This window comes from Candidatus Bathyanammoxibius amoris (assembly GCA_024451685.1).
Classification (GTDB): Bacteria; Planctomycetota; Brocadiia; order Brocadiales; family Bathyanammoxibiaceae; genus Bathyanammoxibius; species Bathyanammoxibius amoris.
In genome coordinates this window covers 1-15,524 of record JAMXCW010000019.1, presented here as the reverse complement: position 1 = coordinate 15,524, position 15,524 = coordinate 1, and the positions used below count along the sequence as shown (strand labels likewise).

At 49.7% G+C, this 15,524-nt stretch carries 14 protein-coding genes and 1 tRNA gene; 13 read left to right on the top strand and 2 right to left on the bottom strand.

The window, feature by feature from the left end:
• Positions 1 to 6 precede the first annotated feature (6 nt).
• The 7 genes from NOU37_09105 to NOU37_09075 all read left to right on the top strand — a co-directional run bounded on the left by NOU37_09105 (position 7) and on the right by NOU37_09075 (position 7,769).
• Positions 7 to 2,907 carry a c-type cytochrome gene (locus NOU37_09105; GenBank protein MCQ4575386.1) on the top strand — a complete coding sequence of 967 codons (2,901 nt, stop codon included), beginning with the start codon at positions 7 to 9 and terminating at the stop codon, positions 2,905 to 2,907.
• Positions 2,908 to 3,034: 127 nt separating this feature from the next.
• Positions 3,035 to 3,829 (top strand): carboxypeptidase regulatory-like domain-containing protein, encoded by a 795-nt coding sequence (locus NOU37_09100; protein MCQ4575385.1) that lies wholly within the window; start codon positions 3,035 to 3,037, stop codon positions 3,827 to 3,829.
• 237 nt (positions 3,830 to 4,066) lie between these two features.
• Positions 4,067 to 4,477 (top strand): cation transporter, encoded by a 411-nt coding sequence (locus tag NOU37_09095; protein MCQ4575384.1) that lies wholly within the window; start codon positions 4,067 to 4,069, stop codon positions 4,475 to 4,477.
• A gap of 363 nt (positions 4,478 to 4,840) precedes the next feature.
• Positions 4,841 to 5,404, top strand: coding sequence for a sigma-70 family RNA polymerase sigma factor (locus NOU37_09090; protein MCQ4575383.1), 564 nt, complete (start codon positions 4,841 to 4,843; stop codon positions 5,402 to 5,404).
• Positions 5,401 to 6,177, top strand: coding sequence for a zf-HC2 domain-containing protein (locus tag NOU37_09085; GenBank protein MCQ4575382.1), 777 nt, complete (start codon positions 5,401 to 5,403; stop codon positions 6,175 to 6,177). Before NOU37_09090 ends, NOU37_09085 begins: the two co-directional genes overlap by 4 nt.
• A 74-nt stretch (positions 6,178 to 6,251) precedes the next feature.
• Positions 6,252 to 6,620, top strand: coding sequence for a cation transporter (locus tag NOU37_09080; GenBank protein ID MCQ4575381.1), 369 nt, complete (start codon positions 6,252 to 6,254; stop codon positions 6,618 to 6,620).
• Between the two features lie 108 nt (positions 6,621 to 6,728).
• A complete protein-coding gene (locus NOU37_09075) occupies positions 6,729 to 7,769 on the top strand; it encodes a DUF362 domain-containing protein (protein ID MCQ4575380.1) in 1,041 nt (346 codons plus the stop codon).
• A 286-nt stretch (positions 7,770 to 8,055) separates the two neighbouring features.
• Here the strand turns inward: NOU37_09075 and NOU37_09070 are convergent, their stop codons facing one another.
• Positions 8,056 to 8,775, bottom strand: a complete 720-nt coding sequence (locus NOU37_09070; protein ID MCQ4575379.1) for a glycerophosphodiester phosphodiesterase — start codon at positions 8,773 to 8,775, stop codon at positions 8,056 to 8,058.
• 281 nt (positions 8,776 to 9,056) lie between these two features.
• Between NOU37_09070 and NOU37_09065 the strand changes: the two genes are divergently transcribed.
• The 5 genes from NOU37_09065 to NOU37_09045 all read left to right on the top strand — a co-directional run bounded on the left by NOU37_09065 (position 9,057) and on the right by NOU37_09045 (position 12,233).
• Positions 9,057 to 9,129 (top strand) — tRNA-Ala (locus tag NOU37_09065).
• A gap of 101 nt (positions 9,130 to 9,230) precedes the next feature.
• Positions 9,231 to 9,998, top strand: a complete 768-nt coding sequence (locus tag NOU37_09060) for an SdiA-regulated domain-containing protein (GenBank protein ID MCQ4575378.1) — start codon at positions 9,231 to 9,233, stop codon at positions 9,996 to 9,998.
• 522 nt (positions 9,999 to 10,520) lie between these two features.
• On the top strand, positions 10,521 to 11,672 hold the full coding sequence (locus tag NOU37_09055) for an SDR family oxidoreductase (protein MCQ4575377.1): 1,152 nt from the start codon (positions 10,521 to 10,523) through the stop codon (positions 11,670 to 11,672).
• Between the two features lie 2 nt (positions 11,673 to 11,674).
• The gene (locus NOU37_09050) at positions 11,675 to 12,076 is read left to right on the top strand and encodes a DUF4168 domain-containing protein (GenBank protein MCQ4575376.1); all 402 of its coding nucleotides are present in this window, start codon (positions 11,675 to 11,677) and stop codon (positions 12,074 to 12,076) included.
• A complete protein-coding gene (locus NOU37_09045; GenBank protein MCQ4575375.1) occupies positions 12,054 to 12,233 on the top strand; it encodes a hypothetical protein in 180 nt (59 codons plus the stop codon). The genes NOU37_09050 and NOU37_09045 overlap by 23 nt, the downstream gene beginning before the upstream one ends.
• A 146-nt stretch (positions 12,234 to 12,379) precedes the next feature.
• Here the strand turns inward: NOU37_09045 and NOU37_09040 are convergent, their stop codons facing one another.
• Positions 12,380 to 14,506: a hypothetical protein gene (locus NOU37_09040; GenBank protein ID MCQ4575374.1), complete on the bottom strand. Its 2,127-nt coding sequence runs from the start codon at positions 14,504 to 14,506 to the stop codon at positions 12,380 to 12,382.
• 412 nt (positions 14,507 to 14,918) lie between these two features.
• On the opposite strand from NOU37_09040, the gene NOU37_09035 reads away from it, so the two are divergent.
• Positions 14,919 to 15,524 (top strand): hypothetical protein (locus tag NOU37_09035; protein MCQ4575373.1); only part of this gene is annotated, 606 nt, incomplete at its 3' end.

The following is a 15,524-nucleotide window of genomic DNA, read 5'->3' as shown; positions in this document are numbered from 1 at the left end:
AGATAAATGCCCGCTAAAAAAGACCCACTTAAACAAAAATCATACGCAAAGCTCTATGTCTTTTCCGTACTCTTTCTGGTGGTCAGCACCCTGTGGGCCGTTTACGATGAGGTAGTAGGCAGGCGGCCCTGGAAGACCTATCAAAAGCAGTTCCTGACGCTTGCAGATAAGAAATCTACGAAAGACCTGGAAGAAGCACAGGCCGTCCTGACAAGCGACGAATATAATCAGTTGAACCAGGAATATCGGAAGGTTCTCAAGGCATTTGAAGACGATCCTGAGAGACAGGCAAAGGTCAAAGAACTGCAAGATAAGGACACAGAGATTAACGAGCTACTCCATGAGTTGCAATTACACCGCGGTGAATATCAGTCTATTGTGTACGTGATGGAGAAACTGCCCGCAGGTGACAAGAAGAGCAAACTGCTGCTTGAGGCCCAGGTCCAGGAACCTTACATAGAGAGAATCAATGCAAAGATGGCTGCCAATCAGGTGAGGAAGAAGGAGTTGAGGAAGGAACTCGCCGGGATGGCCAGAGAGAAGGATGCGCTTCAAGAGAAATTACAAAAGTATCAGTCCCGCATTGCGAGCATACAACGCTTCCGCGAGGCGCTGAAAAAGGAGAGGGTGAATATAAAGCAGGTAGTGAACGACGAGTTGGGGATGGTAGACAGATGCCACAGTTGCCACGCGGGTGTGAACAGAAAGGGGTTTGACGACGTTCCGCAACCCTTTAGGTCACATCCCATGGTCGTTACGCTCCCACCCCTTGGTCCAGGGCTGAGTGAGAGGGGCATTATGAACGTACATCCGGTAGAGACCTTTGGCTGCACTTCATGCCACAGGGGACAGGGTTATGCCACTGCCGTCGCCTATAAGGCACACGGCGAGCTGGAGTACTGGAACTACCCGATGCTGCGTGGGAAATATACCCAGGCCGCCTGCTTCAAGTGTCACGACTACGAGGTCGATGTCCCCGGTGCGGAGATGCTTTCACTAGGCCGTAAGCTGTTTCACGAGGTTGGCTGCATAGGCTGTCACTCGGTGAGCGCTTTAAAGAGGGAAAATGCGACACGGTTCATAGGGCCCAGGCTGGACCAACTTAACGTGAAGGTTTTTGCGGGCTGGGTTGATGGCTGGCTCGACAACCCGAGGGAATTCAGGGGAGACACGAGGATGCCACGCTTCTTCCTGAACGAGGAAGAGAGGTTAAACATTGCGTCGTATCTGTGGCAAATAACCGAGGAGAGCCCTTCAGGGGGGCCTCTGGAGATAGATGAGGACGACGAGGATTATGGGAACATGGTAGAGGAGGGCCAGGCCAGTTTTGAGACCAAAGGCTGTCTGGGGTGCCACAGGATCGGTGATAAGGGCAGCCATTTCGCCCCTGACCTTAGCAGGGTGGGTGAGAAGGTGAGGCCGGAGTATATTTCTAACTGGACTGTAGACCCCAAGAGATATTTTCCTGAAGGCCGTATGCCCAGCCTGCGTCTGGATAAGGAGGAGGCGGATAAGATAGCCGCCTATCTCTCTACTCTTAGGCAAGAGGAACCCAATACCGATGCGGTTGACTTGGGCGACCCGCAAAGGGCCGAGAAGGGTTTTAAGCTCATCACCCGTTATGGTTGCTTCGGTTGTCACCCGGTTAAGGGCCTGGAGGAGAGGGGCAAGGTTGGTGCGGATCTGTCCGAAGAGGGATTCAAGACCGTGGAGCGTTTCGATTTTGCCCTGCTGGAACACGAGCTTTTACATGATATTGGTCAGGAGTACGTGAGGGAGAACGTCTCTCAGTCGCGTAAGAAATGGCTTACCGTGAAGCTAAAGGACCCACGGGTCTTTGATAAGGGCAAGTATAAAAATCCGGCCGATATGCTGCGGATGCCCGACATGAGTCTTACGGACAAAGAGTTAAAGGCCCTTGTAACCTTTATGATGGGCCTGACAGGCGAGAATGTGCCGGCAAGGCTTAAGCGTCATCTCTCCGAGAAGGAGAGGGCCGTGGTAGACGGCACCTTCCTTATCAGGAGGTATAATTGTGTTGGCTGCCATCCCTTCACCCTGGAGAAACTGACACTTGAAGACGGCACAAAGGTTGAGGGGATGGCAAAAGTGGAAGAGGACGAAACCCTGTTCTTCCAACTATGGCACGACTACCCTGAGCTGGATAAAAAACTGGGAGAGAACATTGCGGTAGAACTTGATGAGATAAAAGAGCGTATACCGACAATAGGCGGGGAGATAGTTCCCTTTATAATTGAATGGCTTGAGGAGGAAGAGGACCTGGTGCAAGAAGAGGCCCGCGTCTTCACTCCCCCATTCCTCTACGGAGAGGGGAAAAGGGTCCAACCTGCCTGGCTGTTCAGGTTTGTACAGTCACCCTATTACCTCAGGCCGTGGCTGACTGTCAGGATGCCTACCTTTGGCCTGTCCAAGGAAGAGGCGGGCGTACTGGCCAAGTTCTTTGCCCTGAACGATGACCAGGAATATCCTTATGAGAGGCTGGTGGAGAGGGAACAGACTTACATGGACGCAGAATGTGCCAAGGATCCGAAGCATTACGTCAAGGCCAGGGCCCTGATGGATTCAAAGGACGTAAACTGCGGCTCCTGCCACGTTCGTGGGGAGATAAAGCCGGAGGGAGACCCCGCCGGCTGGGCGCCGGACCTCTCGCTGGCCCGTATCCGCCTGAGACCGGGCTGGATTCGCAACTGGCTTACAAACCCCCAGAGGGTTCAGGTGGGGACAAAGATGCCCAAGTTTCCGTGGGGTGAATTTCAGGATATCTTCCCGGGAAAGCCTGAGGAGCAGGTAGAAGCCATAAAAGACCTCATAATGGCCCCCGGTGACCTGCTTACGGCCATGCCCGCGACAACCGAAATGGGTAGGAGTAAGGAAGGTGGCATATAACGTTCCTGCAAGGTCTGTCGCTATGAAATACCCCCGCTGCTTCAACAGGAGTTTATGAAAGAAAACCGGGGCTGAAAGTATACAGCAGAACCCGCTTTGGTTTAGATTATCTAGAGGAGAGTAAGACATGTTTACAAGAATCTCTTTGACCTTTGTGCTGATGGTATTGGGGGTCTTGACACTTTGTCCGGCTTATCTGCCCTGCGCTTATGGCGCCTATGAGGAAATAGACGTGGCCGATGGGGGTACTATAAGCGGTGTCGTAAAATTTGCCGGTGACATTCCCGCCCCCGAAGAGATTAACGTTGACAAAGACCTGGAGGTTTGTGCTGTACACATTCCCAAATACTTTGAGAAGCTGATTGTGGATAATGGCGGTAAAGGGATAAAGAACGCGGTGGTATACCTGCAAAAAGTCAAGAAGGGAAAGAAGTGGGAGTTTGCGGACGTGTCTCCCGAAAATAAGAAGCGGATGGTTGAAAAACATTTTACTTTGGGCCAGAAGGAGTGCACGTTTATACCTCACGTTCAGATTATTCGTGAGGGGAGCATGGTTGAGCTGAAAAACAGCGATCCCTTGATGCACAACCTCCATTCATATTCCATGAAGAACAGCTCGTTCAATGAGAGTATACCCGGAGACGGTCAGCCTGTTGAAAAGGAGTTCAAGTATAGGGAGGTGGTAAAGATAGGTTGCGACGTGCACAAATGGATGAGTACGTGGATAGTGGTGCGGGATAATCCGTACTTTTTCCTGACCGGGGCCGACGGCAGCTACAAGATGACGAATATACCTCCCGGAGAATACAAGTTAAGAATCTGGCATGAGGCCTTCAAGAAGAAAGACCTCAAGGCCCAGAAGAGGAAGGTAAAGATAGAGCCGAATAAGGAGGCAAAAATAGACTTCGAACTTTCGTTGTAAAGGTGTTTTCAATTTCCTCTTTTTTACCAGTCCGCTTGCAGTCTTAAAAGAGATAAGCACGCATGGATGTGGCACTTAAGACATGCAGGCGGCTGGCCTTAGGTGGAAGGCCCCCTGGAACAGGGGGCCTTCCGCATTTATGAACTCCCAGAAGGGCCTTGCAATTTTTGGCGCGTTGTGGAAGATTATCTAAGTTAACCCGTTTGGGATAAGAGGTAAATATATAGGAGGAACTGGATGAGAACGGCAGCTAGGGCGGCGGTGTTCGCATGTGTCTTTGTTTTGGTGACGGCGGTTGACCTTGGCCCTGTTTCCGGCCCTTCTTCCGCGTATGCGGCAAAAAAGATTAAGTTGAACATAAAGGGGATGGAGAATTACGCAAGCACCATGAAGGTAAAGGAGGCACTGAACGGGGTAAAGGGCGTAAGAAAGGTGTTCGTAGATTTCAAGAACGAGAGGGCCATTGTGACCGTGAAAAAGGGCACAGACACCGACAGCTTAATCAGTGCGGTAAAAAAGGCGGGTTTCAGGGCGTACCTTGCCAGTAAGGTGGAGAAGCGTGAAAAGAAGAAATCTGATGAGGACCCTTACAAGGATTGGAAAAAGGATGATGTTGTAGGATCAACATCAATATTTGATGATGAATGATAACGAAGTAGTGGAACGCCCGAGCAGGCGCGAGAGATAAACATACAATTGCCCCTCCGTCAAAGGAGGGTTTTTTTATGTTTTGAGAGCTCTGAAAAGGTTCCCAAATACCATATGTCCTTCTGAGCCGTAGGGGCAGCGAAGTCACGTCAGAGGCGCGGATTCGCATAGGCGAGAATCTGGCACAAAGTGTCACTCTGAGCCGAAGTCCTGAGCGAAGCGAAGGAGCCAGCGAAGAGTCTAGATTCTTCAGTCGCTACACTCCCTCAGAATGACAGTTGTGTAAGGTTTTTCAGAGGTCTCTAATTATTTATGAAATAAAAGCCGTGATACTGGGAATTCTACAAGTAGGTAAGGGGCAACGTGCCAAGAGCCGACCGCAAAAAGACAGAAGAGTTCTTGTGTCTCCTAAGTGAGTACAGGGACAGCCTTTACCGTTTTTGCCTGCACGTTGTGTGGGACAAGAACAGCGCTGAAGACGTGCTCCAGGAGGCCATCCTTTCTGCCTACAACGGGTTCGACAGGTTTAAGACTGGAACGAACTTCAGGGGCTGGATGTTCCGCCACCTGATAAACAAGATATTTAATTATAACAAGAAGTTTAAGAGGGACGTCCAGTTCAGGGCCTCATGGCAGGATGTGAATCTCCTGGAGGCGTTGGAAAGGGAGTCGGCTTACAGTTCGGTGCTACAGGACCCCCAGGCGCTGTTTGAGAAGCTGGAAGACCGCGTGAAATCGGCACTGCTTTCACTTGGTCCGAAAGAGCGTATGGCATTTCTCTTAAAGACGGTAGAGGGTTTTACGTATAAAGAGGTTGCCGGGTTCCTGGACATACCCGTTGGGACGGTTATGAGCCATATCTTTCGTGCCAGGGCGAAGTTGCGGGAGTCACTGAGCGAGTATGCGAGGCAAAGAGGATACCGGTGAGGTGTAAGGAATACATAAAATACCTGGGCCCGTACATGGACTCAGAACTTGATACCAAGACCTGCGTGGAGATAGCAAGCCATCTTGAGAGCTGTCAGGACTGCCGTACGCGTTTCTCTCAGGAGCAGGAGATAGAGAGACTGTTGGCGGAAAAACTGAGGGAAGAACAAATGCCTAAGCATATGTGGAATACAGTCCAGAGAAGTGTCCATACCGCGGACGATACACCGGAGAGCGTTAGCGGGAGATGGTTTAACCTGAGATGGTTTGTCCCGGCGGTTGCCGCAGTGGCCCTGGTCATTGGCCTGTCTATATTCTTTTTCTGGGTTAAAACGCCAGAGGTCAAGACCCTTGCCCTGGCCCTCCAGGAGGTCCACGAAAGGTATTTGAGCGACGAAATAACTGTCAAAGGAGACGTGGTCTGGCCGAAGGGTTTTGAGCAGACAGCCCTTCCAGGCCGGTTGCCACGGTCAGGAAACATAGGCGGACACGATATAGAACTGCTCGGAGGCAGGCCGTATTACGTGGGAGACGTGGAGCTGGCCCTGCTCGAGTACCGGTGCTGCGGTGAACCGATTTCGGTGTTCGTCCTGCGCAAGGAAGACCTGGAAAACTTCCCGCGGGCGAGAGACCTGTTAGACAGCAACAAGGGCTCCGTAAGCGTGGCGTCTGAAAACACGAACCTGATGATGGTCGACGTGGGAGACGCGGTTGTATGCGGCGCCTCGTCTCACGAACTTAATACCTTCTTGAAGGCTTTTGAGAGGGTTTAGGCGGGGTTGCGCTTACGCGCTTCCCTTTTTATGTTTTTGTTAATCTAAAATGGAAGAATTGGAGGGTGACAAAAATGAAGGTAATTGGAAGGTTGTTAATCGCTGCCGCCGTATTGAGTTTGGTTACGGCTTTACCCGTTGGGGCACTGGTGTCTTCCAGCTCAATGGTAATGGCAGCCGAGGAGTTAGAGGTCGTTCACATGGACATAGAGGGGATGGTCTGCGGAGCCTGCCAGGCGAAGGTAAAGACCGCGCTCAGTGAACTTACTGAGGTACAGGAGGTTGAAGTGAGCTGGGAGAGCGGTGGAGCCGACGTCAAGGTCACAAAGGGTTCCGACCACAAGAACCTCAAGAAGGCGGTGCAGGAAGCAGGTTTCACCGTTACTGAGGTTGAAGTCATAACACAAGGGCTAGACATAGAGTCGAAGCCCACCGGGTATTAAATTAAGGCGGTAGTTTAAGGCTGAAGGGGCACTCTTCAAGAGTGCCCCTTCTCGTTTAAACGCTTTTGCCTTGCACTTCACACACAGGCAAAATATAATTGTAAGCCTATGAAAGATAACAGATTAGCATCACTGGTAAAGGGTGAAGACAGGACGGAGAATATAACCAGGGCCCTTGAGCTTATCAAAAAGGACCTGGACGTAATAAAGGATAAAAGAAGGATACTGATAAAGCCCAACCTGCTCTCTGCCGACGACCCCAGGGGAAACACCGACGTTGAGGCGGTCAGGTGTGTCATCCAGTTCCTCGCGAAACATTTTGACAACTTCGCCGGGAAGGAGGTCGTCATATTCGAAGGCAGTGCCGGGGCGTTCTACGGCGGTTCGACCACAAGGGATGTATTTGAGCGGTTCGGTTACACGGAATTAGAAACGGAGTTCAAGAACGTAAGGCTGGAGTGCATAGAAGATTTCTCAGAGTGTGTTCCTCTTCAAATAAGCACGTTGGGAGGCCCCACGGCCATAGGTGTGGTAAAACACGTGGTCGAGGACTTCGATTATAAAATATCAGTCAACCTGCCCAAGACCCACAACTATGCCATCGCAACCCTCGGTATAAAGAACATGGTAGGGGCTATCAAGCAGTGCGACAAGTCTATGATACATGGCGTAAAGGGGGCAGGCACCAATGGTAACGGCAGCAAGACGATATTCGATTACGTCCCTACCTGGGCCATCTCACTGCTTAGACGGTACGCGATGGGACTGGTGAATCGGGTGATACGATACGTACCCTCTTACCGCGGCGGGGTAAAGCTGATACACAAGAACATAGCATCTATGGCCAGGATGGTCTGGCCTGACCTGGTGGTGCTGGACGGCCTCTATGGAATGGAGGGCAGCGGGCCCGGAGAGGGCGACCTGGTAAGGATGAACATGGCCATCGCCTCAACCGATCCGGTAAAGGCAGACGCACTCGGCGCCAGGCTCATGGGGATAGACCCTGAAGACATCGGCTATCTGCATTATTTGCATGAGGAGGGCATGGGCGACATGTCGCTTGAAGGCCTGGTAGGTGAAAGGCCGGAAGAACTTACAACGCGCTTGAAGATGCACCCCACCTATGACGTCCAGGTTCAGTGGAGATAGCTTGTAGTCGTATCTACAAGCACTTTTGTCTGGTAGTAGGTAGACCGGTAGCACCCCCACTTTGTTTGTATATTATGGGCATATTGCAGTGCTCCGAAATCGGGGTTTTTGTAACGGTGAGACTTAAGATGGTCCTATTTGCTCAAAATACTAACATTAAAATTGGACCGGTTTAAGCGGCGGCAGGTCGATGCTTTGCATCAGTGTTGGTCAAATGTTTTAAGCCTGGGAAACCATCATATAGGATTAAGATACCAAGGACTTCAGACCTGAGGATTTTTCAGAGTCAGAAAGTATGTTGACTTCTTAAGGAAACAGCTAAATCTGGTTTATCTGTTATTATGCCATGCACCCTCTCGTCATTAAGAAAAGTCCAGATCAAACTTCTATCATTAATTGTCCAAATAAATATAGGTATATTATTTGTCATGGCTCTTTCAAATAATCCATGCGTTAACAGCTTCCAATGAGGTACTAAGAAATCTACCTTCGGCTTCGTATTTTTTGAAGTGTCAAATGCCTCTAAACGTCGTGACAACGTGGAATTTACATGACTATCTTTCTCTAAAATTAGACCAACTTTTATACTGGGATAATTGTCTTTGATTATTTGCAGAGAAGAATTGTTAAATGATGAGATAACAAATTCGTCTTTTTTTAAATATGTTAGTAGTAACCCTACAAGCTCTTTTTCATATCCTTTTTCTTTTAACTCTACATCAAGTTGTATTTTCCCAATGGTATACTTCAAAACGTCCTCAAGTGTAGGAATATCAAAACCTTGACTCCCAGCAACCTTTCTTGCCTCTTCATATGTTAATTCTTTTATTGGAGTCCCTTGAATGTGTGCATCATGATAGGTAATAAAAATATTATCTTTCGTTTTTCTAATATCAGTCTCTATCATATCGGCCCCGAACATAATAGCTTTTTGATAGGCTTCAATAGTATTTCCCTTTGCGTGAGCAGAAGCCCCACGGTGAGCAATTATAAGCTTCTCTTTCATATTGGTTTATCCACTTGACCTGCCCCCACTCATAGTACCAGTATTATAAGTTAGCCCTGTAATTTTTGCCCCATGGATCGAGCATCTTATACCCCCTGCGCCGTCTCTCTACAAGCACTTTTCCTCGAATAAGGTGTCAAATATCTATACGGTCTAGTGCCAACAGGAAAGGCAGCCATAACTCCTTAATTGTATGGAGGATAACTAGATACACAAAATGTGACTTGATAATGTACTAAAATATAGTATAAGGGATTTAAGTGCTTGCGGAAACTGAAGATGGGGACGTAGCTCAGTCGGGAGAGCGCGGCACTCGCATTGCCGAGGTCGAGGGTTCGAATCCCTTCGTCTCCACTTTCCTCATAAGGACCGACGACATCTATTGGGCTGGAATTATGGACTAGACTTTTTTAGGCGTTGTGTCTAAAATCCTGTTTTTAAGGAGGGTTTCAAGGATGATGTCCTACATATCTGCAAGACAGCTAAAACAGAACACTTTTCTTGTTATCTCTGCCGTCATACTTGTCACACAATCGCTTACAAGCCTCGTATCTGCCACAGAATATGACCTCATAGAGACCTATACTATAGGGGTCCGGCCCTCCGGCATAGACTATAACCCCGACAATGACAGTCTATGGGTAGTCGAGGATAGCGGCGGCGGGATATACGAGGTCCAAAAACGGGGGGAGGACATCCTTGGAGAAATCCGCTTCAAGTCTGAAGACCTGGAAGGCATAGCACAAAATACGGACAAAGGGACCCTGTTTGTTACCGAAGAACGAAAGAGGTCTGTACTTGAGATAGACAAGAATGGCAAGCTGCTCAAAACCATTAGAGTTACCATGGAGACCGGTGAAGAGGACATTAACTACGGGTTTGAGGGTGTTACCTATGACTCGTTGACCAAGCACCTCTTTATAGCCAACGAGAAAAACCCCACAGCAATCTTGGAGATTACGCTAGATGGCGAGATTGAGAGTTACTTTGATATAGACGCTGAGGAGTTGGCAGACGTGAGTATGGACAAGAAGACGGGTAATCTGATCATTTTGACTCACGACCCAAATATGATAATAGAGATTACAAAGGACGGTACGCTTGTAGATAGTTTTGAGTTAGATGTTCCAAATCCGCAAGGTTTCACAATGGATAACGACGGTTTTCTGTATGTCGTAAGTGATGAACCGCAGAGGCTTTATGTATTCTCGCCCAGAATGTAGACAGTGGGACACTCTGTGCTGGTCGGAACAAAACTTGACAGCAGTCATATTACCAATAAGATGCTCAACGTAAAGAAGAGAGCGTGTGGCCCGACCTGAGTTACGCGGATGCGGGGAGCAAAAGGAGTGATATCTACCTTCTTAAACCGGTCCGGTTTTAATGTTGTTATGTATTACCCACAGTTTTGGAAGGGCCTTTTACATATACCACGTGGGCCAAGAACCCCCTTTACCCCATGTCAGAGGTGTAGAGCCATCCACTAATCCCACAGTCAGTCAACTACAGACCGTCAAGTAACTGTCAAGTAAACACGCCCAGACACCCTCAGATAAACAGGGGTCATGGAGGGATCTGCTCTCCACAGCCCCTGGCAAAAGCATACACTTTACAATAGACCGATAATCTACTATTATTACGGCTTATTTATACTGGCGGGTATAGAGTTGTGGCCGCTAACTGGAATGGGGGGCCGATTATGACAGTTGGCGGACTATGGGGGCACTGTATGGGAAGATTCTAACATGGCAGGAATTCTACTAACAGGTGGGACCGGCACTATTGGGAGCGCAGTTGCTTTGGCGCTCCTGCAAGAGGGCCATCAAGTCTATTTTCTTGTTAGGGGAAGAAAAGACGAAACGCCCGAGCAAAGGGTTAGAGATGCCCTTTCCTTTTACGGGAACGATATCAACCTTGAGGCATTAAATGTCTTTGAAGGAGACATTGAGTCATCACCCTGCTGTGGTTTGTCTGGAAACAGCCTGAACCACTTAAGAGAAGAGGTAGAAGAGGTGGTGAACTGTGCTGCCGATTTGGGCTTCGGGCAGACCCCTTCACAGTCCCGGTTAACCAACGTTGGCGGTACCCAAAACCTTCTTGAACTTGCCGGGTTACTGGGTGCCGGGAGGTTCCACCACTTTAGCTCCGCCTACGTCTGCGGGAAGAAGGAAGGGATAATCTACGAAGACGACATTAGTAAAGATTACGGCTTCCACAATGTTTATGAGGAGACCAAGTGTGAGGCCGAGATCCTGCTTGGAGATAAAAGCAAGAACCCCCTTTGGTGTAACACGACAATCCACAGGTTGGGCGTTGTCCTGGGTGATTTTCAAAGAGGCGGCATAATAAGCAGGTTTAGCGGATATTATGGATTTGCTAATATCCTCTTCCGCTTAAAGCATCTGTTCTTTGCAAGGGAGGGGAGTGGTTTAATCTTGCCTTCAAATCGTTCTTGCAGCGAGAAGGCCAATCTGAGCGTGGTTTCACTGGACAGATTAGTGGAAACGTTTCTCAGGATTCGCGAAAGTGACGATAGTATGAGCCTGACCCTTCATCTGACAAGCCAGCCTGTTTCTTGCCGGAAGCTGTTGGAGATAGTGCTGGACGAACTAGACATCAAAGAGATAGAGATGGTTGAAGGAGAGAATGGTAAGGCATTTGAAGAGACGAATAATAAGCTTCTTTCAAAATTGGAAAGTAATTTCCACAACAGGATCCAGGACTTTTTCCCTTATTTGTCTGAGGAAAGATGGTTTGATACGATAAACATGCGGACTGTGTTGGGGGAACAATATGAACCGCAGGTGATAAGCGAGGACCAACTCCGTCAGGCACTTTCTTACGCTGTCGGGGTATTTAGCCAGCAAAGGGAGTACCAGAACGCGGGGAGGTGTTGAAGGTGGCAAATTATCATACGGGGCGTTCGTTGCGTTTGACCGGACACGTTCTCATAGTGTATGGGATTCTCTTGATAATCTCCTCCACCGTCAGCTATGGAGGAGAAGAGAAGGAAAAAGACCGCCCGAATAAAATAACGGCTAATGAGGTAAAAGCCGGGGAATTGAAGGCATTTGCCGCCGCTTTTATTAAAGTCCAGGCAGCCATTCACGAAACTACGGAAGGGAGCGGAGTGCAAACCTATAAAAAGACAACTTCTATTGTCAAACACGAGGGCTTAACCGTCAAACGATATACCCAATTGAGCCAGCGCATGAATGAAGACCCTGATTTCAAGAAGTCTGTAGAGGAGATGATACAGACAATAAAAGAAGAGGAAGATGAGAAAGAGGGGGACAAATAATATAAAGGACTCGGCAGAGGGTATAGCGGACTATTTATACCGTCTGATGGATGGGAAGAAGTTTGTGGTGGGAAAAGAACGCATGATGATGATGATAATGATAAGGGCGCACGGAGCGATGGGACAGACACCCACTGGCCGCGCCACACACCTGTGAAGATTACAGAATCTGAACTGGAACAGAACGAAAGACACATGACGCCCTAAGCCGCCATCTGTAACACCCCTTTCGGGAAGACCCTCCCATTGCCGCCGCTTTAAATCTCCTTGCCTTTACCATATTACACGGTAGTGTTCGCTTGGTTAACAAGTGGCAATCCTTGTGTCCTCGATGAGCCGTTTTGCCTTTTCTTTGAGGTCCAGGGCGAAGGGGTCGTTGGATTTAATACCCGCTTCCACGTGGTCAAGGATGTCATAATACAGGTCCCACGCCGCCTTTTCACTCCCGTATTTTTCGTCCAAAGTCCTTCCGTCTTTGCCGGAGAGGTCGTGTATGGTGGCGCTCAGTCTCCTTACGCCGAGTTCCATGATTTCAGATCCCCTGTGTGCGTCTTCTTCACTGCCTGACGCGAAGAAAGCGGCGGCCTTGAGCGCAAGGCGGAGGTACACTATGGTTAAAGGCAGGCGGCTTACAAAACTGCCGGTAAAGGGGCCTGTGACCTCTTTAATACGGTTCATACCCCAGGGCAGCGGTCTCGCGTAGTGGGAGAACAGCAGGAGCCTCTGGTAATCGCCCACCAGTTTACCCGTGGCGGCGGCGCGTATGGCGTCTCCGGCGAACGACTCTTTATCGTGCCTCATGATGAGCCCGTCCTTGTGCGCGTAACGAAGGGCGGGCTCCTGTCCCCGCGAAAACAGGACAGAAAGCAAATAGGCCTGGTCTTCCGCCCTTCCTACGAAGACGGGGGTAAAGGGGCGGTATTTCCTCAAGGCGTCTATGAGGATTCCGTTGGTTCCTCCGGTAACGTGTATCCTGTGTATGCATGAGCTTGTGCCGTCAATCCCCGCGTCTCCATCGGGATACCTTGTCATCATCTCGGCCGCTGTGGAGAGCGCCTGAGGAAGCTTGCTGCAAAAGACGGTGTCTTCACCCTTAAAGGGTGGTGACGGGTATTCCACGTCAGGGGTAAAGACGGAGTTGTGTATGTCCCGGTCGTTGACGAGCGCGCCGGCTATCATCCCGAGGTAGACCGGGTTGTCTTCTGTATCCGTGCCCTCCGCGCCCCACAGGGGGGTCATAAGGTGTTGGAACGCGGTCTTCCCCGTCTCCTTCAGGAGATTTTCCTGCGGGAAGACCTGGTCGAGGTCTATCTTAAACGTGGCCCTGAACCCGTGGTCGATAAAGACCTGCCAGAAGGCGGCCACCGCCTTGAGGAAACTGTAGTGCCGCCCATATCTGCCGTCAACGCCCACCACCTCCCTCAACAAGACGGCCGGGTCTTTTGTCCCGGGGAGATATTTCCCGGCCGCGGGAACCAGTACCTGGTGGATTAGCTTCCCCGTATCCGCCTCCGTAAACAGGTAGACCTTAAGTCCCGGCAGGTTATGAGACTTCTGCAATTCCCCTTCTATGTATTCCTTTACTATCGGGTGGAGTCCCTCATGGGTGACAGAGGCGGAGAGCACACAGGTCAGCTCTTTGTCCCTCTCTACGTTTCCCAGTTTCTTTTCGTAGAGAAGGGAGTCTGAGAGGTTTCTGAGTCCGTAAAGGATTTCGTTGTTTTCGGGTCTTGTCCCTATCGATACCGGGTGGTCGTACCAGAAGTGCTGCCCTTCTACCATAGCCTCTTTCAGGGTGCTTATGAGGTCTGGCCCTATGTCCAGGTCCTCGAAGCCTTTTCCCGGCGGGGGGACCGTAAGGAGCGCGTTTGCGGTGAACAGGACCTCACCCGGCACGTCCTGGATGGGTGTTGGATTTAGCTGTCGGATATGGATTTTACGTCTCTCTCTCAGCGACTTCGTGTATGCTTCTTTATTTTCCAGGATGCCGACGGCCTCAGGATGAAATAGTCCCCATATGCCCTCCCGCAGCTCGCTTGATGAGACGCTGCTGTTTTTTATAATGCGTGTTATGTCTGCCACATCCACGCTACCGCCGCTGGTTGAACAAAGGTCTTTAAACTCATCTGTTAAGAGAGAGAGGCCTTCCCTGTAGAACGCGGCCATGTGACTGCAGAGAGGGTTTTCCTCCATCTCCTTCAGATATTCCGTCGCCGTTTCGTAGCCGGAATGGTTTTTGCCGCATAGGGCTATCAAGAAGGCGGCATTAATGTTCTGGTGCACGTGGAGGTCAGCCTCCAGTTCCGGACGGAACTGTTTGGAGATATCTATTCCGCAGGCTCCTTCCCGGCCGTCGCCCACGAGAAAGCCGATAATCTCCCGGAAGGCATTAACTGACTCAGATGCGGGAAAATCTTTGGCGGGTTTCATTTATTTGTTATTTCATAAGTGACAGATATGTCAGGGAATTAAGGCCGATATCAAGATTCGCATTCTATCAGATTAGGCCACGTTGCGCAAATAGCAGGAGCGCACCTTTAGCCGCAGCTATTTTACTTGTGGCTATCTGCGTTACGCTGTAAAATTCACCGAATTCCGCAGGTACCGTTCGGACGGAGGGCCGCTCTAATGGTATCTGAGAGACATGTTTGTAAACAGGTCTCTTCCCATTCCTGTTTTGTAAGTTATCTGGTGAGCTATGCAAAAAGGAACTTCATCTAAAGGCGGATTTTTAAACAGGTCTTCACCCCCCCCCCCCCCCGTAAGTGGCGTAGGCAAAGGCACTTACACACAACACACGGGCACTCGTAAAATAAACCCCTTCCGGTCAATAAAAGGCAAATTGCTGATATTTACCCTCTGCATCTCGCTCATACCCATCACCATAATCACGTCACTGGGCTACTTCCACGCAAGAAGTACGATTAGGAAAGAGACGCTTGAGTGGATGACGTCGGTCGCGGCGTCCAGAAAGATATCCGCCGTTTCGGTTGTGGATGCCAAGAGGGCACGGACCGTAGACTTCAGCTCCGACGGGTTCATTAGAGACAGTCTCGAGGAAATCGAGTGGGGAGGGATTCGCGAACAAAGGGCCGTCAGGGTGCTGAACAAACACCTCCTGTTAAACAAGATGCCACTGGACCCTTACATCGTTGCAATAGAGGTGGTGGACAGGGAGGGCATAGTCGTGGCATCCACCAGTGAAGCGATGATTGGGCGGGATATATCCAACGAGGACATATTTACGCAAGCTACGGATAGTATCTACAATAGACCCTATATTAGCAAGTCCTACATCTCTCCTTTCCTTGATAAAAATGAAATAGATATTTCCGCGCCTATTACCTCCAGGAGGGGTGTTGAGACAATAGGCGTCATCATCAACCACTATGACCTGACTTTCCTGAATGAAATTGTAGCCGACCGCACCGGCATGGGTAAGACCGGT